20 protein-coding genes are annotated in these 18,810 nt (G+C 61.7%); 14 read left to right on the top strand and 6 right to left on the bottom strand.

Annotation, left to right across the window (positions count from 1 at the left end; genetic code table 11):
* Positions 1–20 precede the first annotated feature (20 nt).
* Positions 21–1,409, bottom strand: coding sequence for an SPOR domain-containing protein (locus tag NKJ55_RS04255; RefSeq protein WP_352448806.1), 1,389 nt, complete (start codon positions 1,407–1,409; stop codon positions 21–23).
* A gap of 298 nt (positions 1,410–1,707) precedes the next feature.
* Between NKJ55_RS04255 and NKJ55_RS04260 the strand changes: the two genes are divergently transcribed.
* The 3 genes from NKJ55_RS04260 to clpA all read left to right on the top strand — a co-directional run bounded on the left by NKJ55_RS04260 (position 1,708) and on the right by clpA (position 5,113).
* Entirely contained in the window at positions 1,708–2,037 is a 330-nt protein-coding gene (locus NKJ55_RS04260; protein ID WP_352448807.1) for a phasin family protein, read from the top strand.
* 274 nt (positions 2,038–2,311) lie between these two features.
* Positions 2,312–2,638: an ATP-dependent Clp protease adapter ClpS gene (gene clpS, locus NKJ55_RS04265; protein WP_023674921.1), complete on the top strand. Its 327-nt coding sequence runs from the start codon at positions 2,312–2,314 to the stop codon at positions 2,636–2,638.
* Between the two features lie 6 nt (positions 2,639–2,644).
* Positions 2,645–5,113 carry an ATP-dependent Clp protease ATP-binding subunit ClpA gene (gene clpA, locus NKJ55_RS04270; protein ID WP_352448808.1) on the top strand — a complete coding sequence of 823 codons (2,469 nt, stop codon included), beginning with the start codon at positions 2,645–2,647 and terminating at the stop codon, positions 5,111–5,113.
* 94 nt (positions 5,114–5,207) lie between these two features.
* Here clpA and NKJ55_RS04275 read toward each other — a convergent pair whose 3' ends face one another.
* From NKJ55_RS04275 to NKJ55_RS04290, 4 genes are all read right to left on the bottom strand, one after another.
* Positions 5,208–5,639, bottom strand: a complete 432-nt coding sequence (locus NKJ55_RS04275) for an HIT family protein (RefSeq protein ID WP_352448809.1) — start codon at positions 5,637–5,639, stop codon at positions 5,208–5,210.
* A 120-nt stretch (positions 5,640–5,759) separates the two neighbouring features.
* On the bottom strand, positions 5,760–6,974 hold the full coding sequence (locus NKJ55_RS04280; RefSeq protein ID WP_352448810.1) for a GNAT family N-acetyltransferase: 1,215 nt from the start codon (positions 6,972–6,974) through the stop codon (positions 5,760–5,762).
* A 40-nt stretch (positions 6,975–7,014) separates the two neighbouring features.
* Positions 7,015–7,743: a glycerophosphodiester phosphodiesterase gene (locus NKJ55_RS04285; RefSeq protein WP_352448811.1), complete on the bottom strand. Its 729-nt coding sequence runs from the start codon at positions 7,741–7,743 to the stop codon at positions 7,015–7,017.
* 14 nt (positions 7,744–7,757) lie between these two features.
* Entirely contained in the window at positions 7,758–8,222 is a 465-nt protein-coding gene (locus NKJ55_RS04290) for a RidA family protein (RefSeq protein WP_352448812.1), read from the bottom strand.
* Positions 8,223–8,360: 138 nt separating this feature from the next.
* Between NKJ55_RS04290 and NKJ55_RS04295 the strand changes: the two genes are divergently transcribed.
* The 5 genes from NKJ55_RS04295 to tsf all read left to right on the top strand — a co-directional run bounded on the left by NKJ55_RS04295 (position 8,361) and on the right by tsf (position 12,988).
* On the top strand, positions 8,361–9,188 hold the full coding sequence (locus tag NKJ55_RS04295) for a cell envelope integrity EipB family protein (RefSeq protein ID WP_023674927.1): 828 nt from the start codon (positions 8,361–8,363) through the stop codon (positions 9,186–9,188).
* Positions 9,189–9,323: 135 nt separating this feature from the next.
* Positions 9,324–10,622 carry a lysophospholipid acyltransferase family protein gene (locus NKJ55_RS04300; protein ID WP_352448813.1) on the top strand — a complete coding sequence of 433 codons (1,299 nt, stop codon included), beginning with the start codon at positions 9,324–9,326 and terminating at the stop codon, positions 10,620–10,622.
* Positions 10,623–10,665: 43 nt separating this feature from the next.
* On the top strand, positions 10,666–10,944 hold the full coding sequence (locus tag NKJ55_RS04305) for a DUF4031 domain-containing protein (RefSeq protein WP_352448814.1): 279 nt from the start codon (positions 10,666–10,668) through the stop codon (positions 10,942–10,944).
* Positions 10,945–11,147: 203 nt separating this feature from the next.
* Entirely contained in the window at positions 11,148–11,945 is a 798-nt protein-coding gene (gene rpsB, locus NKJ55_RS04310; RefSeq protein ID WP_031211288.1) for a 30S ribosomal protein S2, read from the top strand.
* A gap of 119 nt (positions 11,946–12,064) precedes the next feature.
* Positions 12,065–12,988 carry a translation elongation factor Ts gene (tsf, locus tag NKJ55_RS04315; protein WP_352448815.1) on the top strand — a complete coding sequence of 308 codons (924 nt, stop codon included), beginning with the start codon at positions 12,065–12,067 and terminating at the stop codon, positions 12,986–12,988.
* Here the strand turns inward: tsf and NKJ55_RS04320 are convergent, their stop codons facing one another.
* Positions 12,989–13,927: a LysR family transcriptional regulator gene (locus NKJ55_RS04320; protein ID WP_352448816.1), complete on the bottom strand. Its 939-nt coding sequence runs from the start codon at positions 13,925–13,927 to the stop codon at positions 12,989–12,991.
* Positions 13,928–14,042: 115 nt separating this feature from the next.
* On the opposite strand from NKJ55_RS04320, the gene NKJ55_RS04325 reads away from it, so the two are divergent.
* The 6 genes from NKJ55_RS04325 (at position 14,043) to NKJ55_RS04350 (ending at position 18,725) form a co-directional block, all read left to right on the top strand.
* Positions 14,043–14,471, top strand: a complete 429-nt coding sequence (locus NKJ55_RS04325; protein WP_352448817.1) for a nuclear transport factor 2 family protein — start codon at positions 14,043–14,045, stop codon at positions 14,469–14,471.
* A 54-nt stretch (positions 14,472–14,525) separates the two neighbouring features.
* Positions 14,526–15,632: an aldo/keto reductase gene (locus NKJ55_RS04330; RefSeq protein ID WP_352448818.1), complete on the top strand. Its 1,107-nt coding sequence runs from the start codon at positions 14,526–14,528 to the stop codon at positions 15,630–15,632.
* A 132-nt stretch (positions 15,633–15,764) separates the two neighbouring features.
* On the top strand, positions 15,765–16,487 hold the full coding sequence (gene pyrH / locus NKJ55_RS04335; RefSeq protein WP_023674934.1) for a UMP kinase: 723 nt from the start codon (positions 15,765–15,767) through the stop codon (positions 16,485–16,487).
* A gap of 91 nt (positions 16,488–16,578) precedes the next feature.
* Positions 16,579–17,133, top strand: coding sequence for a ribosome recycling factor (frr, locus tag NKJ55_RS04340; protein WP_084640965.1), 555 nt, complete (start codon positions 16,579–16,581; stop codon positions 17,131–17,133).
* Positions 17,134–17,165: 32 nt separating this feature from the next.
* Entirely contained in the window at positions 17,166–17,888 is a 723-nt protein-coding gene (locus NKJ55_RS04345; RefSeq protein ID WP_352448819.1) for an isoprenyl transferase, read from the top strand.
* Positions 17,889–17,891: 3 nt separating this feature from the next.
* Complete coding sequence (locus NKJ55_RS04350) at positions 17,892–18,725, top strand: phosphatidate cytidylyltransferase (protein WP_352448820.1); 834 nt, start codon at positions 17,892–17,894, stop codon at positions 18,723–18,725.
* The last annotated feature ends 85 nt before the right edge of the window (positions 18,726–18,810 follow it).

Genomic DNA, 18,810 nt, shown 5'->3' on the forward strand with positions numbered 1-18,810 from the left:
GATATCGTTTCGCGCGCCGCTTACTGCTGGACGGCGTAGCACTCGATCTTCTTCTTTTTCAAAGCGTTGCAGGCTTTCCAGGCAGCCGTCTTCGAACCGAAACCACCGAACCGGGCGCGGTAGTAGGTGACACCGTCCTTGTCGAAGGCGACGGTGAAACCGGAGGCATCGGTCAGAACGGAGGGCGCCTGCTTCGTCGCCTTGTCGAGGAAAGCCTTCGCTTCGGCCTGTTTTGGCGAAGAGGCGACCTGTATTGCCCAGCCGGATGGCACCGACGCCGTGCTAACCGGATCGACCTCTGCCGCCGGTTCGGCATAGGCTGCGGCGACCCGGGCTGTCGCCACGTCGTCCACCGTCGACACAGCCGTCGTCTTGACCCTCTTGGCCTGAACGACCGGAGCGGTCTCTTCAACGACGGGCGCATTTTCCTCGACAAGAGAGGCAACGGCATCGTCGTCCGGCTTACTGTCCGGTGTCGGCGCGTCATGCTTCGGTAGAAGCACCTTGGCCAAGGCTGAAATCGGATTGCCGCCGCCGGCCTTGGCAATCAGCACGCCGCCGCCGCGCGACGACGCCTGCGGCATGTAGGCATTGATCAACCCGGCCATCTGGCTGTCGCGGCTGCCGCCGGACCTGCCGCCCATGACCACCGCTACGATGCGCCGATCGCCATCCGAGACCGAGGAGACCAGATTGTAACCGGAGGCGCGGGTGTAACCGGTCTTGATGCCGTCGACGCCCTTGATGCGTCCGAGCAGACGATTGTGGCCGTTGATGCGCTGCCGCCCGTAAAGAAAGGAGCGCTGCGAGAAATAGCCGTAGTATTGCGGGAAATGCTCTCTCAGGGCGATGCCGAGCATCGCCATGTCGCGCGCGGTCGTGAACTGGCCGGGATCAGGCAAGCCGTTGGCGTTGCGGAAAACGGTTCCCCTCATGCCCAGCGCCCGCGCCTTGGCGGTCATCATGCGGGCGAAATTGGCTTCGTTGCCGCCGAGCATCTCGCCAAGCGCTGTTGCGGAATCGTTTGCCGATTTGGTCACCATCGACAGGATCGCGGTCTCGACCGTGACCGAGCCGCCCCGCTTGACGCCGAGCTTCGTCGGCGGTTCGGCAGCGGCATTGGCCGAGAACACGACCGGGGAATTCTTGCTGATCCTGCCCTTCGCCAACGCCTCGAACGTCAGATAGAGCGTCATCATCTTGGTAAGCGACGCCGGATAGCGCCGGCCATCGGCGTCCGACGAATAAAGCACCTTGCCGGTCTTGGCATCGATGACGATGGCCGCCGACTTGGCCGCCATGGATGAGGCCGCGTCCGCGACGACGAAGCTCATCGCCATAGCGAGGATCATGATCGTTTTGAGGGGGGACGCGGATTTGGAAACGAAGCCCGACAACGCCTTACGCACTGATAGTTCCTTTGAATTTCCGTTGCCTTGGAGGCGGCAAAGGGTCCTGCCTCACCTCCGGCCACGCTAACGCGGGCAGCGTTACCAATCCGTTTATGGTAACCGCCACGTTCACCATTTTCTGTGGGATTGAGCTTCTCTTTATTCGAATCTTAGCGATTGCCGGCAGCTCACGATGCGCATTGCCGCGGGAATCTTGACTTTTGTGCACTGCACAATATATTTACATGCATTGCACAACGCGGCCCGGACAAGCCGCGTCTATCGTCCAAGGCAACCGTTCAAGGGAATGCGTGAAATGACCCAGACCTATGAAGATTTCAGCAAATACGGCAAGGAATTTGCGGACACCGGATTGAAGAGCTTCGCCTCGCTGTCCAAGGGTGCGCAGGCTATCGCCGCCGAGGCGGGCGACTACACCAAGAAAAGCTTCGAAGCCGGTAGCGCCGCTGTCGAGAAGCTCTTTTCCGCCAAGTCGCTGGACAAGGCGATCGAGATCCAGTCCGACTATGCCAAGCAGTCCTATGAGAGCTTCGTCACCGAAGCCACCAAGCTTGGCGATCTCTATGCCGAACTCGCCAAGGAAGCCTACAAGCCGTTCGAATCGATCGTCGCCAAGGCGAAGTAAATTCGACGAACATTCCGAGCCGGCCCCTGGGCTTGCAAAGACAGACCCGGTCGCGAACGCGCGGCCGGGTTTTTTCATGCCAGCTCGAAATCGGGGGCCTGCGGTCTTCACGATTTGAAAAATCGGTCAAGTTTGGCCACCTAGCCATATTGTCAGCTAAACAGAAGGGCTTAAAATCGTCCATCGAACACCTACATGTCGAGCATGCATGAGGATTCGAAAGAGGCAGGACTACGTGACTACAGGTTTGACTGCCACGAGCTACGTGGTGCGAATGCAGAACGGCAGCAACGGCAATGAGGCCGGTCGCGGCACGGCCGTCATCACGCGCACAAAAACCAAGACCAAGAAGCCCAGTCTGTATCGGGTCCTCATTCTTAACGACGACTACACACCCATGGAATTCGTGGTCCACGTGCTGGAGCGCTTTTTCCAGAAGGACCGCGAAGCCGCCACACGCATAATGCTTCATGTTCACAATCATGGGGTGGGCGAGTGCGGGGTCTATACATTCGAGGTGGCCGAGACCAAAGTGGCTCAGGTCATGGATTTCGCCCGACAGAATCAGCATCCGCTGCAATGCGTGATGGAGAAGAAGTGAGGTAACATGCCGGCTTTCTCCCAAGGCCTGGAAAAGGCGCTTCACCAAGCGCTGACGCTCGCAAATGAGCGGCACCATGAATATGCAACCCTTGAACATTTGCTGCTCGCCCTGATCGACGACACCGAGGCGGCGGCCGTCATGCGTGCCTGCAACGTCGATCTCGACGAGTTGAAGCATACGGTCCTCACCTATATCGACACCGAGCTCGACAACCTCGTCACCGGCTACGATGAAGATTCCAAGCCGACTGCCGGTTTCCAGCGCGTCATCCAGCGCGCGGTGATCCATGTGCAGTCGTCAGGCCGCGAGGAAGTGTCCGGCGCCAACGTGCTCGTTGCCATCTTCGCTGAGCGCGAGAGCCACGCCGCTTACTTCCTGCAGGAACAGCAGATGACCCGCTACGACGCGGTCAACTACATCTCGCATGGCATCGCCAAGCGCCCCGGCGCTTCCGAGACGCGGACGCCGCGCGGCGCCGACGACGAGCAAGGCAGCCAGAGCGGGGCCGAGCCGCAAGAGGAAGGCGGCAAGAAGAAGCAGCAGCAGGACGCGCTGACTGCCTATTGCGTCAACCTGAACAACAAGGCCAAGGCCGGCAAGATCGATCCATTGATCGGTCGCGAGAGCGAGATCAACCGGACCATCCAGGTGCTGTGCCGCCGCTCCAAGAACAACCCGCTCTATGTCGGTGATCCCGGCGTCGGCAAGACGGCAATCGCCGAAGGCCTCGCCAAGCGCATCGTCGAGGGCGACGTTCCCGAAGTGCTGCACAATGCCACCATCTTCGCGCTCGACATGGGCACGCTGCTGGCCGGCACCCGCTATCGCGGCGATTTCGAGGAGCGGCTGAAGCAGGTCGTCAAGGAGCTCGAGGATTATCCCGGCGCCGTGCTGTTCATCGACGAAATCCACACCGTGATCGGGGCAGGGGCCACCTCCGGCGGCGCCATGGATGCGTCGAACCTGTTGAAGCCGGCGCTGTCGTCCGGCGCCATCCGCTGCATCGGCTCGACCACCTACAAGGAGTTCCGTCAGTTCTTCGAGAAGGACCGCGCGCTGGTGCGGCGCTTCCAGAAGATCGACGTCAACGAGCCGACCGTCGAGGACGCCATCGAGATCATGAAGGGCCTCAAGCCCTATTTCGAGGAGTTCCACAAGGTCCGCTACACGAGCGAGGCGATCAAGGCTTCGGTCGAGCTCTCGGCGCGTTACATCAACGACCGCAAGCTGCCGGACAAGGCGATCGACGTGATCGATGAGACCGGCGCCTCGCAAATGCTGGTGCCGGAAGCCAAGCGCAAGAAGACCATCGGCATCAAGGAGATCGAAGCGACGATCGCCACCATGGCGCGCATCCCGCCGAAGACGGTTTCCGCCGACGACGAGAAGGTGCTGCAAGGTCTCGACATCGAGTTGAAGCGCGTCGTCTACGGCCAGGACACCGCGATCACCGCGCTGACTTCGGCCATCAAGCTGGCGCGGGCCGGCCTGCGGGAACCGGAAAAGCCGATCGGCTCGTACCTGTTCTCGGGTCCGACCGGTGTCGGCAAGACGGAAGTGGCCAAGCAGCTCGCCGCCTCGCTCGGCGTGGAGCTGATCCGCTTCGACATGTCGGAATATATGGAACGCCACACCGTTTCACGGCTGATCGGCGCGCCTCCCGGCTATGTCGGCTTCGACCAGGGCGGTCTTCTGACCGACGGCGTCGACCAGCATCCGCACTGCGTGCTGTTGCTGGACGAAGTCGAGAAGGCGCATCCGGACCTGTTCAACATCCTGTTGCAGGTCATGGACCACGGCAAGCTGACCGACCACAACGGCAAGCAGATCGACTTCCGCAATGTCATCCTGATCATGACCACCAATGCGGGCGCGTCCGACGCGCAGCGCGCGGCCATCGGTTTCGGTTCGACCAAGCGCGAAGGCGACGATGTCGAGGCGATCAACCGGCTGTTCACGCCGGAGTTCCGCAACCGTCTCGATGCGATCATTCCGTTCGGCTCGCTGCCGGTGCCGGTCATCCATCAGGTGGTGCAGAAGTTCGTCATGCAGCTGGAAGCACAGCTTTCCGAGCGTGGCGTGACCTTCGACTTGTCGCAGGATGCAATCGCATGGCTGGCCGATAAGGGCTATGACGAGCGCATGGGCGCCCGGCCGCTTGGCCGTGTCATCCAGGAGCACATCAAGAAGCCGCTGGCCGACGAGGTGCTGTTCGGCAAGCTCAAGAAGGGCGGCACGGTGCGTGTCACCGTCGAGAAGAAGGAAACCGGCGAGACCGGCCTGAAGCTCGAATCGCTCGCCGACGAGGCGCCGGTGAAGCCGAAGAAGGAAGAGCCGGACGACGCGCCGAAGGCCAAGAAGGCGGTGGCGAAAAAGCCCGCCGCAAAAAAGGCGGTGGCGCAGAAGCCGGAGCCCAAAGGTAAGGACGGCGGCAAGCGCAGCCTTGTGCCGCAACTGCCGCGTAAGAACTGACGAACCAGCCAGTAAAAAAGCCCCGGAAACGGGGCTTTTTTTGTGACACCTTCCGGTTAAGCACCCGGCGCCCGCCGGAGCGGTTTGCGCCGGTTCAGCTTGCCAGCGCCATCCGTATCTTGGCGGCGTTCTCGGCCAGGACTTCAGGCTTTTCCATCTGTCCGCTGTGCGGTTTCAGGGGAATGCCCTCGAAGCGCGGAATGACATGGACGTGAAGGTGAAAGACAGTCTGCCCCGAAGCTGGTTCGTTGAACTGCATAACCGTGACGCCATCGGCATCGAAGGCCTTCTTTACGGCCCGCGCAACTTTCTGGACGTGAACGAAGAGCGGGCCAAGCACCGCCGGATCCGCGTCAAGCAGGTTGCGCGACGGCGCTTTCGGCACCACCAGCGTGTGACCCTGTCCTTGCGGCATCACATCCATGAAGACGATGACCGCGTCATCTTCGTAGACGCGGTGCGAAGGGATTTCTCCGCGCAGGATTTTTGCGAAGATGTTGCTGCTGTCGTAGGTTGCTTCGGCCATGGCGCGCGCTCCGGTTCTTGGCTCGCTGTCTCGTGTAGCGAAGCTATTCCGGGCGGGCAAGACGATCGGCCGACATCGGCCATGCGGCCCGTGTGGCTGAGCAAGTGGGGTCTCGCTGCTCTACTGCGCCATGTCCTTGCGGAACGGGGTGTGCTCTTCCAGATATTCGCTCATCCGCTCGACTTCGCGCCGCTCGCGCTGGAGGTAGTCGGCCACTGCATTGCGCAGACCTGGATGGGCGATGTAGTGCGCCGAATGCATCGTCACGGGCCGGTAGCCGCGCGCCAGCTTGTGCTCGCCCTGCGCACCGGCTTCAACCACCTTCAGCTTGCGCGAGATGGCGAAATCGATCGCCTGATGATAGCAGACCTCGAAATGCAGGAACGGGTGGTCCTCGATGCAGCCCCAATTGCGGCCGTAGAGCGCGTCTGAACCGATGAAGTTGATGGCACCTGCAATGTAGCGCCCGTTGCGTTTGGCCATGACCAGCAGGATGTCGTCGGCCATGCGTTCGCCGATCAGTGAGAAGAAATCGCGGTTGAGGTAGGGCCGGCCCCATTTCCTGCTGCCGGTATCCATGTAGAACGCGAAAAAGTCGTCCCAGGCCTTTTCGGTCAGATCCTTGCCGGTCAGCCAGTCGATCGAGATGCCGTCGGCGAGGGCCTCGCGCCGCTCTTTTTTCATTGCCTTGCGCTTGCGCGAGGCTAACGTTGCGAGAAAATCGTCGTAGCTCGAAAAGCCTTCGTTGAAGAAGTGAAACTGCTGGTCGGTGCGATGCAGGAAGCCGGCCGCCGCCAATACCTGGACGTCGTCCTCCGGCGCGAAAGTAACATGCGCGGAAGACACGCCGAGCTTATCCGTCACCGCCTTCAGGCCGGCCGCAAGACCGGCCTTGACGGTGGGGATGTCCTCGCCCCTGCCGACCAGCAGGCGAGGGCCGGTGACGGGTGTGAACGGCACCGCGCATTGCAGCTTCGGATAGTAGCGCCCGCCGGCGCGTTCGAACGCGTCCGACCAGCCATGGTCGAAGACATATTCGCCCTGGCTGTGCGACTTCAGATAGCAGGGGACCGCTCCGAGCAACATGCCTCGCGCGGTTTCCAGCCTGAGGTGATGGCCTTGCCAGCCGGTGCGCCGAACAGCGCAGCCGGAATCTTCCAGCGCGCTCAAAAAAGCGAATGAGACAAGCGGGTTGTAGCCGTATTCTGCATCGCCGCGTGTAGTGCCGCCGAGGCTGTCCCATTCAGCGCTGGTAAAGGCGCCGATGCCCGCGGCGATGCGGATCGACAGCTCCGCATTCGCCGTTTGTCTTTCGCAGTCGTCCCCTTGATCCATGAGGCTTACTTAAGCTCGCTGCGGACCCATACAAGCCCGCTCAGGCAAGCCGTACCAGATCGGGCTCGAATCCTTCGAACGTCATCTGGTCGGCATATTTGAAGGTCAGGTCGACGGCAGGCTGGTCGTGCACGGTCCAGGTGATCACCGGCATACCGAGTCTCTCTCGCACGAAGGAGACGAACCGGTTCGGCAGGTCGCCGGCAGCGTAGGAGGTGAAGGCGATGTCATGCGCCAGCATGGCGAAATGCGCCTCGATCAGGTGGTTGTCGTTGCCGTAGGCGGTCAACCCGCCGGGTATGCCGGGTGCATATTTCGGGAACTCGCGGATCAGCCAATGGTCGAACGACATGATCGCGGTCTTGCCCTTGTAATGCTTGAGCATCTTGCCGACGCTTTCGACCAGGCCTTCGTCATGCCCGGCAGCACCTTTCAGTTCGACAACCATCGGCACACGGCCGTCGACCAGATCAAGCGCCTGCTGCAGCGTCGGCAAATGGTCGGCGGTGCCGCCGACCTTCAGCGCCGTGATCTCTGCAGCCGTACGCTGCCAGACGAAGCCGTCCTCGCCGGTCAGCCGCCGCAGATCGCCATCGTGGATGATAACGGGGACGCCGTCGGATGACAGGTGCACATCGCATTCGATCGCGTAGCCGCGCTCGGCCGCCGCAGCGAAGGCGGAAAGGGAGTTCTCCCAGCGCGTCTTGTTCATGTCGTGGAGGCCGCGATGGGCGACGGGCCGGGCGGTCAGCCAGGAAAGATCGGTCATGGTTGCAGTCCCGGTCATTCGACTTCGAAGATCGCTTCGATTTCCACTGCGGCATTAAGCGGCAGGGAGGCGGTGCCGACGGCGGAGCGAGCGTGCTTGCCACGATCGCCGAGCACGGCGGCGAGAAAATCCGAGGCGCCGTTGGCAACCAGATGCTGTTCGACAAAATCCGGTGCCGAGGCGACGAAGACAGTGATCTTCACCAAGCGACGGATTTTCTCGAGATCGCCAAGTGCCGCCTGAGCCTGGGCCAATATGTTGATCGCACAGTATTTTGCGGCTTCCTTGCCGGTCGCGGTGTCGACATCGCGGCCAAGCAGTCCGCTCGCCTGGAGCTTGCCCTCCTTGAGCGGCAACTGCCCGGCGGTGAACAGCAGATTGCCGGTCCGGCAATAGGGCACGTAATTGGCGGCGGGCGCGGCGGCGGCCGGCAGCGTCACGCCGAGATCGCTTAGCCGCTTTTCGATTGTTTCGCTCATGCTATTTCCCTATTGCTTGAAGGTGCCGCGCAGGCCGGGCCGAAATTGCTATTTTTGCCTCGCTTCCGCCACGACTTTTTTTAAGCTGGACCATCTTTCCATGCGGCTTGCCACTAGCCGCGATGATCGGAGCACCCCATGCGCGCAACGCGCCTCGCATTCAACGCCGTTCTCTTGACAGCGGCTTCCTGGGCGGCTCCCGCTTTTGCGGTGCCTGCGCTGCAGGCGCATCGTGCTGTTTACGACATTTCACTCGACAAGGCTTCAGACCGTTCCGGCATTACCGGCATCACCGGCCGCATGGTCTACGAGTTCAACGGCTCGCCTTGCGAGGGCTATACGGTAAAGTTCCGTTTGGTGACCCAGATCGTAACCAGCGACAACACAAGGCTGACCGACCAGCAGATGACCACCTTCGAGGATGCCGAGGGCAAGACCTTCTCCTTCGTGAACAAATCCTTTGTCGACCAGAACCTCGACAAGGAGGTCAAGGGTACCGCAACGAAGGAAGCCAACGGTCTCAAGGTCGATATCGACAAGCCCGAGAAGAACAGCCTGGAACTCGCGCCGACCCAGTTCCCGACCCAGCAAATGGTCGAAATGATCGGCAAGGCGGAAAAGGGCGAGCGTTTCTACGAAACCAACCTGTTCGACGGCTCTGAGGACGCCAACAAGGTGGTGACCACCACCGTCGTCGTCGGCAAGCAAGCCGATGCCGACAATGCCGATCCGGAAGCGCCGGCGCTGGCCAAGCTCGCCACCGACAAATACTGGCCGGTCGACATCGCCTATTTCGATGATGCCGACAAAGGGGGCGAGGAGGTGCCGGAATACCGGATCAGCTTCAAGCTGCACAAGAACGGCATCACGCGCGATCTCGTCATGGACTATGGCGAGTTCTCGATGACCGGCAAATTGGTCAATCTGTCACTGTTCGATCAGCCTAAGACCTGCCCGTCTAAATAAGCTCGAGTGAACGGCAAGCCGCCGGCCGCTATCCGGGATAGTAGCGCTTAATCTTGCGGGGCAAGTCGCATCGACTTGAGCATGCCGCAATTGCCTATCAACGTCTTATGACGGTATGCGCCGCGGGGGAGCAGGTTGAGCAGGATCGACGTTTTTGTGGCGCCGCGGCCCAATGCGACGCTGATCAACGCTATGACATTGGTCAACCGGATTGTCATGCTGCACGGCATTCCAGGCTTTCGCGACCTGTTGCCATTCAACCGTCTGGCCGGTTTGCGCGGCGTCGCCAACGTCCGCCACATCGATTTTCCAGAGGATGACCGGCAAAGGCTGAAGGCTTGTTGCGGCGCGGGCAAGGCGACGTTCATCACGCCCAACCATCCCGAATTCTTTACCGACTGGATGATCGACAAGGAGGTCGTCTCGCGGGTGAGCCCGCTGGCGGCATCCTGGGCCACGCACGGCGTCGTCAACGGGCTTGGCCGGCTGATGCAGAAATTCTGGTTGGCCAACAATCTGATCGCGCAAATCCCGGGCAACAGCGCGGCCGCCAAGGAACATTCGGTGGCCTGGGCGCTGAAGGGGCACGGCGTGCTCCTGCATCCCGAAGGCGGTGTCGGCTGGCATGCCAACATCATTGCCCCGCTGCTGCCGGGCGTGGTCGAAATGGGGTTCGAGGCGTTGAAGCGCGGCCGTCTGACGGATCCGGATTTCAAGGTTTGGATCGCGCCCGTGATCTGGAAGCTTGCTTTCACGGGGAATGTCGAGGCAGCGCTGGCAAAGGAATACGCCTATGTCGAGCACAGCCTGAAGATCGAACGCCGTGCCGCCGATTCGCTGCCGGAGCGCATCCATCATATCTATGCGACGTTGCTGTCGCGCGATGAGGCTGCATATGGCCTGCGGTCCGATGAGCGGGCTTCGTATGACGCACGTCAAAAGGACCTGCTGACCGAACTCGGCCGTCGGCTTGCCGAACTTGTCTCGGTCGACGCCGGCACGCTCGACAATGCCGACCTTTTGCGCCGTTCGCGGCGCTGGCTGCGGGAAAACACGGATGGCAGCGGAAGCCAGAAGCAGGTCCGAATGCTGGCGGATACAATCCAGCGCGTGCAGCGTGTCGGGCGGTGGGCTTCAGCCAACCCGCGCATCACGCAGGAGGAGATCGCCGAACATTTGAAGCGGATCCGCAACGATTATTGCAAGGGTACGCTGCGCGATACGATCAACCGTTTCGTGCCGCAGCCGGCAGGCCCACGCCGCGCCTATGTCCGGGTACCGGAGCCGCTAGGCTTGCACGCCTATCAAGGCTCCGTCGAGGAGGCACTCGCCGAACTGCACGACCGGATGCAGGAGACCGTCACCAAGATGATGACGCAACTCGAGGCTGGCGGCGGCTTCATTTTCTATGCCAATCCCTTCTATCATCGTTAGCGATGTGTTGGTCGGCGCAAGATGAAGGAGTGCGGCAAGCCTCATGGCGGTCTATGTCGATGCGGCGATCTGGAAATGGGTCGGCCACCGCTGGTGTCATCTGCTGGCAGACGACACCGACGAGCTGCATCGCTTTGCCGGGCAGCTCGGCATCAAGCGCGCGTCCTACCAAGGACCGCCGAAGACATCGGCACCGCATTATGACATAACCGGGTTCGAGCGCGACCGCGCAGTGCGGTTAGGCGCCATCGAATGCACCCGCGAGGAGATCGTCGCTGTTTTCCGGCGTGTGCGGGTGCCGAAGGGGAAGATGCGGCGATGACACCGGTGCGCTGATCGCCGCACGCTGAAACACAGACGCCACAACGCTTGCGTTTGTCGCGCTTCCCCTCTATATGCGCGCTCATTCCACACACGGACTTTGGTGTCTGCCCGGGAGAAATCCGGCTGAAACCTCCGGTGGCGTTCGAGGACAAAGTCCAAAAATGCCTGTGTCCGTGGAGGCTAACCGGAAAGGAAATAAGAATGGCTCTGCCTGATTTCAGCATGCGCCAGCTATTGGAAGCTGGCATTCACTTCGGCCACCAGACCCACCGCTGGAACCCGAAAATGGCGCCCTATATCTACGGCGCCCGCAACAACATACACATCATCGACCTCTCGCAGACGGTGCCTTTGCTGCACCAGGCGCTGAAGCAGGTTTCCGACACTGTTGCCAAGGGCGGCCGCGTGCTGTTCGTCGGCACCAAGCGCCAGGCCTCCGACATCGTCGCCGATGCCGCGCAGCGCTCGGCCCAGTACTATGTCAACTCGCGCTGGCTCGGCGGCATGCTGACCAACTGGAAGACGATCTCGAATTCCATCCAGCGCCTGCGCAAGCTCGACGAAATGCTGGCCGGCGAGGCTCAGGGCCTGACCAAGAAGGAGCGCCTCAACCTCGACCGCGAGCGTGAGAAGCTCGACAAGGCGCTGGGCGGCATCAAGGATATGGGTTCGACGCCCGATTTGATGTTCGTGATCGACACCAACAAGGAAGCGATCGCCATTCTCGAAGCCAAGCGTCTCGGCATCCCGGTCGTTGCCATCATCGATTCCAACTGCGACCCGGACAAGATCGACTTCCCGATCCCCGGCAATGACGACGCGGCCCGCGCCATCCAGCTGTATTGCGATTTGATCGCCAAGGCAGCTATCGACGGCATCGCCCGTCAGCAGGGCGCGCTCGGTGTCGATATCGGCGCATCGGTCGAGGCTCCGGTCGAGCCGGCGCTCGATCAGACCCCGGCCGCCGAGAGCCCGGCAGCCCAGACCCCGGAAGCATAGTAGCGAAGGGCGGCCGCGGCCTTCATCTTTCCAATATGTTGGCGCGGTAAGCGCTACCGGCACCAGGCGCATCATCGAAAATCGATGGTGCGTCAGTGCATTTAGACAAAGAGGCGACAATGAGCATTTCGGCTGCACAGGTCAAAGAACTCCGCGACTTGACCGGCGCGGGCATGATGGACTGCAAGGCGGCGTTGAACGAGACCAACGGCAATATGGAAGAAGCCATCGACTGGCTGCGCAAGAAGGGCATTTCCAAGGCCGACAAGAAGGCTGGCCGTACCGCTGCCGAAGGCCTGATCGGCGTAGATTCCGGCGTCCGCGAGGCAGCGATCGTCGAGGTCAATTCCGAGACGGACTTCGTTGCCCGCAATGCTGCGTTCCAGGAGATCGTCGCCAATGTCGCGAAGGTCGCGCTTGCCTATGGCGGCAAGACCGAGGCCGTTGCCGCCGCTCCCTATCCGGGCTCGGGCAAGTCGGTCGCCGAGACCATCAAGGACGCTGTCGGCACCATCGGCGAGAATCTGGGCTTCCGCCGCTCGGCCAAGCTCACCGTCGAGCACGGCGCTGTCGCAACCTACGTTCACAATGCGGTCGCCGACGGCCTTGGCAAGCTCGGCGTGCTGGTGGCCATCGAGACGACAGGCAACGCGCATGCCGCCAACGCCTTCGCCCGTCAGGTTGCCATGCATGTCGCTGCCACCAATCCGATGGCCCTGACCACCGAAGAGCTCGATCCGGCCGCAGTGGAACGCGAGAAGGCGATCTTCGCCGACCAGGCGCGCCAGTCCGGCAAGCCGGAAGCGATAATCGAGAAGATGGTCGAAGGCCGTTTGCGCAAGTTCTATGAAGAGGTCGTGCTGCTCAAGCAGGCTTTCGTGCTCAATCCCGACATTACCGTCGAGAAGGCGCTGAAGGATGCCGAAAGCGAAATCGGCGCGCCAGCCAAAATCGCTGCCTATCTGCGCTTCGCGCTCGGTGAGGGCATCGAGAAGGACGAGACCGATTTCGCGGCGGAAGTCGCGGCAGCGGTCAAGAAGTAACTATTCGTTTGAAAGGCTTTTTCGGCCGGGTATCCGCGAGGATGCCCGGCCGATTTCTTGCGCGGTGTCGATGAAGGCGCGGAGCTTCGGGGCCATCGAGGCGCGGCGCGGGAAATAGAGGAACAGTCCCGGTTCCTCGATCGATACCTCGCCAAGGACTTCGACCAACCGGCCTGCCTCGATGTCGGGCTTGACAAGCGGCTCGAACAGATAGGCGAGGCCGATACCGGCAAGCGCCATTTCCCTTGCCGACAGCGGATCGCTGACGACCACGCTGCCGCGTGTCTCGACGCTGATATCCTTGCCCTGATCGGACAGATCCCAGCGATAGAGCGCACGTGATCGCAGCAGCCGATAGCCGATGCAGTTGTGCGCGGCGAGATCGGCCAACGCCCATGGCCGCCCGCGCCGGGCGACATAGGCCGGCGAGGCAACGATGATGCTGCGGAAAGGCCCTGTCAGTCGCACCGTCACCATATCCTCGGCGATCATCTCGCCCAGCCGGATGCCGGCGTCAAAACCCTCGCCGACGATATCGCTCAGACGTTCGTCGGTGACGATCTCCACCGTCACGTCAGGGTAACGTTCCGCCATCGCCGTCAGGATGGGCATCAGCGCCAGAGGCAGCGCCAAACGCGGCGCGTTGATCCTGAGCAGTCCGCTTGCCCGGCCTTTGACAGAGCGGATACGTTCGATCCGGTCGGCAATGTCTTCCAGCGCCGGCTCCGCCGCAGCGACAAGCGCGGTGCCAGCCTCGGTCAGCGAGACGCTGCGCGTGGTGCGGGCAAACAACGGCTGGCCGATTCGCTCCTCTACCAGCCGAACCGCATGGCTGACCGCTGACGGGCTCATGCCGAGCTCGGCGGCTGCCGGCGCGAAGCCGCCACGCCGCGCGACGGCAACGATTATAGGTAGGTGGCTAAGCAGATCGCGGTCCATTCATGCATGATATCGCATAGTCCATTCGGATAATGCAAATCTTATCGGTGGGGAAAGGAGGGCGCATCTTTGGCTGCATCACACGGCAATCGCCGAGCAGCTAAGGAGACGTCTAATGACCGACCTCGATTCCGAACGAACCCGTAATCTCGAGACCGTGCGTAAATTCTTTGATCTGATGCACCGCAACGACATTGAGTCATGGGGCGACCTTTGGGCTGAAGATGGCCGTATACTTGTCTTCTACCCACCGGCAGGATTTGGAAACAGCATCGATGGTAAGGCCGCGATCCTGGCGGCCTTCCGAGGCCTCTTCGGTAATTTCGAATCCTTCGATTCGCAGCTGACAGCCATCTATCCGGCAGCGGATTCGGACGCGATCGTCGTTGAGTACAAGAACCGCGCGGTGCTGATCGGCGGCACTGAATACACCAACAGCAATATCGCGATTTTCCACTTCAAGAGCGGTCTGATCAGCGCCTACCACGATTATTTCGATCCGCGCCGCTTCCAGGTGGTGGTCGATGCGCTGGCCAAGGCCTGACTGCGTATCCCAGGCAAGACCTCAATCCCGCTTTTCAAACTTCAGGAGAAATCCATGACCATGTCCTACTACACGCTCGGCAACAGCGGGCTGCGTGTCACCCGCCTGGCGCTCGGCACCATGACGTTCGGCACGGAATGGGGCTGGGGCGCGGAGAAGGAGACCGCGCGCGCCTTGGTTGATGCCTATGTCGAAGCCGGTGGCAATTTCTTCGATACCGCCGATCTCTATACCGGTGGCACGGCCGAAACCTGGCTCGGCGAATTCATCGCCGAGCGTGGGCTGCGCGACAAGGCGGTGATCAGTACCAAATTCACCTACAACGCCGAACCGGGCAACCCGAACGCCGGGGGCAACGGCCGCAAGAACATCCTGCGGGCGATAGACGGTTCGCTGAAGCGGCTCGGCACCGACTACATCGACCTCTACATCCTCCATACCTGGGACAGGCTGACGCCGCCGGAGGAGGTGATGCGGACGCTGGACGATCTGGTGCGCGCCGGAAAGATCCGGCATGTCGGTCTGTCCGACGTGCCGGCCTGGTACGCAAGCCGGGCGCAGGCCGTCGCCGAGCATCGCGGCTATGAACCGGTTTCGGCGCTTCAGCTCGAATATTCGCTGGCCGAGCGCAACATCGAGCACGAGTTCGTGCCGTTCGGCACGCGCTATGGCGCCGGAATCATGGTCTGGAGTCCATTGGCCAGCGGCCTGCTCAGCGGAAAATACCGTTTCGATACAATCGTCGAGGATGGTGGCCGGCTGGAGACAATGCGTGGTTCGACCAATCCCGGTTTCCAGAAATTCACCGATCGCAACTGGCAAATCGTCGCCGAACTGGAGAGGGTTGCCGGCCAGCTCGGCCGCAGCATGGCCCAGGTCGCCCTGAACTGGACGGCAAACAGGCCAGGCATTGCGTCCGTCATCGTCGGCGCCACCAGGCTTGACCAGCTCAAGGACAATCTCGGCGCGCTTGATTTCGACATTCCCGAAGATCTTCGGGCACGGCTCGATGCGGTGAGCCGGCCGGTCACGCCCTTTCCGTATTCGTTCTTCGGCCCTGAAATACAAGCCGGCCTGACCGGTGGGCAGGCGGTTGGCGGTAAGCCGGCAAGCTATCTGCCGGATCTGCTCATGCGAGGCACTTTTGCCGGCGTGAGCTGACGGCTATCCCGGTCCACGATCTCAACTTTCCGGCTCGAGCGCCGCGTGACATCGCGGCGCCCTTCGTGTATCGGAACGCCCAGTGTTTCGGGGCGCACCGAAACGCGTCACACGCACGATGACGAGGACCAGATGACGGTGAAGCCCCTCTACCGACGTGTCTTGCTGAAAGCGTCGGGCGAAGCGTTGATGGGCGAGCAGCATTTCGGCATCGACGTATCGGTGGTCGACCGCATCGCCGCCGACATCGCCGAGGCCCGCGCATTGGGCATCGAAGTCGGTGTCGTCATAGGCGGCGGCAACATCTTCCGTGGCGTCGCGGTTGCGTCAAAAGGCGGAGACCGCGTCACCGGCGACCATATGGGCATGCTTGCCACGGTTATCAATTCGCTGGCGCTGCGCACCTCGCTCAACAAGATCGGCGTCGACGCCGTGGTGCTGTCGGCGATCGCCATGCCCGAGCTTTGCGAAAGTTTTTCGCAGCGTCAGGCGACCGCCTACATGAACCAGGGCAAGGTCGTCATCTTCGCCGGCGGCACCGGCAATCCGTTCTTCACCACCGATTCGGCTGCAGCCCTTCGCGCCGCCGAGATCGGCGCCGATGCTCTGTTCAAGGGCACCCAGGTCGATGGTGTCTATTCGGCTGATCCCAAGAAGGACCCGCATGCGACACGTTTCGAGCGGATCAGCCATGACGAAGTCATCAAACGCGGGCTTTCGATCATGGATACGGCGGCGATTGCACTTGCGCGCGAAAACAACATTCCGATAATCGTCTATTCGATCCACGAGAAGGGTGGCTTCGGCGATATCCTGAGGGGCGGCGGCCGTTGCACGGTTGTCGCAGACGATTGACCGGACCATGAACCCGAAAGGGACCGGTTGCGGATGAGGCTCGAACAGGGCCTAAGCAGTGAACCCGGGTTAACGGGTCGAGGAGACGATGATGAGTGGCGAGTACGACGATCTCAAACGGCGCATGGACGGGGCGATCGCCGCGTTCAAGCATGATCTGGCTTCGCTGCGCACCGGCCGCGCGTCGAGCAACCTGCTCGATGCCGTCCAGGTGCAGGCCTATGGCACCACCATGCCGATCAACCAGGTGGCAACAGTGTCGGTGCCGGAACCGCGCATGATTTCGGTTTCGGTCTGGGACAAGTCGATGGTCAGCGCAGTCGACCGCGCCATCCGTGAAGCCAATCTCGGCTTCAATCCTATCGTCGACGGTACCAATCTCAGGATTCCGCTGCCCGAGCTCAACGAACAGCGCCGCAAGGAGCTGGTCAAGATCTCGCACGGTTATGCCGAGAATGCCCGCGTCGCCGCACGCCACGTTCGCCGGGACGGCATGGACTTTCTGAAAAAGGCGGAAAAGGACGGCGACATCAGTGAGGACGACCATCGCAAACGGGCCGACCAGGTTCAGAAACTGACCGACGAGACAATCAGCACCATCGACCACCTGCTTTCCGACAAGGAAGCGGAAATCATGCAGGTCTAGGGTCTGGCCACGCCTGGCCCGGAAGCGAGAATATGGCAACGCCCGCGCATGTCGCGATCATCATGGACGGAAACGGACGCTGGGCCAAGGCGCGCGGCTTGCCGCGGCTGGCCGGTCACCGCGCCGGCGTCGAGGCGCTGCGCAAGACAGTGCGCGCCGCCCCCGGCCTCGGCATCTCCTTCCTGACCGTCTACGCTTTTTCGTCGGAAAACTGGTCACGGCCGAAATCCGAAGTCAGCGACCTCATGGGCCTGCTGAAGCTTTTCATCCGACGTGACCTCGCCGAGCTGCACCAGAGTGGGGTGCGGATCAGGGTCATCGGTGACAGGGCAGGGCTGCAGCCCGACATAAGGGGGCTGCTCGAGGAAGCCGAAACGCTCACTCTCGGCAACGAGGCGCTGACACTGGTCATTGCCTTCAATTACGGCGGGCGCGACGAGATCGTGCGCACCGCGCGCAAGCTCGCAGCGGCGGTGGCGCGCGGTGAGATCGAGAGCGAGGCGATCACGGCCGATTCCTTTGCCAGCTCGCTCGATACAGAGGGCATTCCGGACCCGGAACTGGTCATCCGCACCAGCGGCGAGCTTCGGCTGTCCAACTTCCTGTTATGGCAGGCCGCCTATAGCGAACTCGTTTTCCTGCCTTGCTACTGGCCCGACTTCAGTCGCGAGCACCTGTCCGATGCACTGCGCGATTTCGCCGGCCGTGAGCGCCGCTTCGGCGGACTTGCCGCCCAAGATGTCGCCTCAGGCTGAGGAATGAGCAACCTCCAACTCCGGGTCATTTCGGCCGTCGTGCTTGCCATCGTCACGCTTGCCCTGACCTGGCTCGGCGGACTGTCCTTCCGGTTGCTTTGCGCCGCCATGGCGGCGGTGATCTTCTACGAGTGGACGCGGATGAGCCGCCCCGTTGCCCCGGCAGGTGCTGGTGCTACGGCAGGTCTCGGCTTTCTGCCCGAGGCGCTGATCGTGGTCTTTATTGGTGCCCTCGTCGCCGGCCTGCCTGCGTCTTTGCTGCTGCCGCTCGTCGCGGCTCTGGTTGCTGTCACTGCCGTCGCTTCTTCCATGCGCAGGGCAGGACCGTGGGAAGCATCCGGCCTTGCCTATGCGGCCGTGTCCGGCTTGTCGCTGGCCTTCTTGCGTGACGGCGACCATTCAGGGCTGCTGGCCATTCTGTTCCTATTCGCCGTGGTTTGGGCGACCGATATCTTTGCCTATTTCGTCGGCCGCTCCATCGGTGGTCCAAGGCTGGCGCCGTCGATCTCGCCGGGCAAGACGCGGAGCGGGGCGCTCGGTGGGTTGGTCGGCGGCGTAGTGGCCGGGCTGCTTCTGGCCGCCGTAGCCGGAACGGGCAACCTCGTCGTGCTTGGCGTGGTCGCACTGGTGCTTTCGATTGTCGCGCAGGCCGGCGACCTGTTCGAATCATGGGTCAAGCGACGCCACGGCCGTAAAGATTCCGGCACGCTGATACCCGGCCATGGCGGCATCATGGATCGGGTAGATGGGCTTGTCGCGGCGGCTTTCGCCCTATACGTCATCGGCTGGATTTCCGCGACCGCCGACCATCCGGCACAGGGGCTGTTTCCGGTTTGAACGGCATCGTCGGTGGGCCGACGCGGGGCTGCGTCATGGATTCGCCTGGATTGATGTCACAGTCGCGGCGTGATCTGTGCCGTGG

Origin of the sequence: Mesorhizobium sp. M0106, from assembly GCF_040322715.1 — a bacterium.
In the GTDB taxonomy this organism is placed as follows: Bacteria; Pseudomonadota; Alphaproteobacteria; order Rhizobiales; family Rhizobiaceae; genus Mesorhizobium.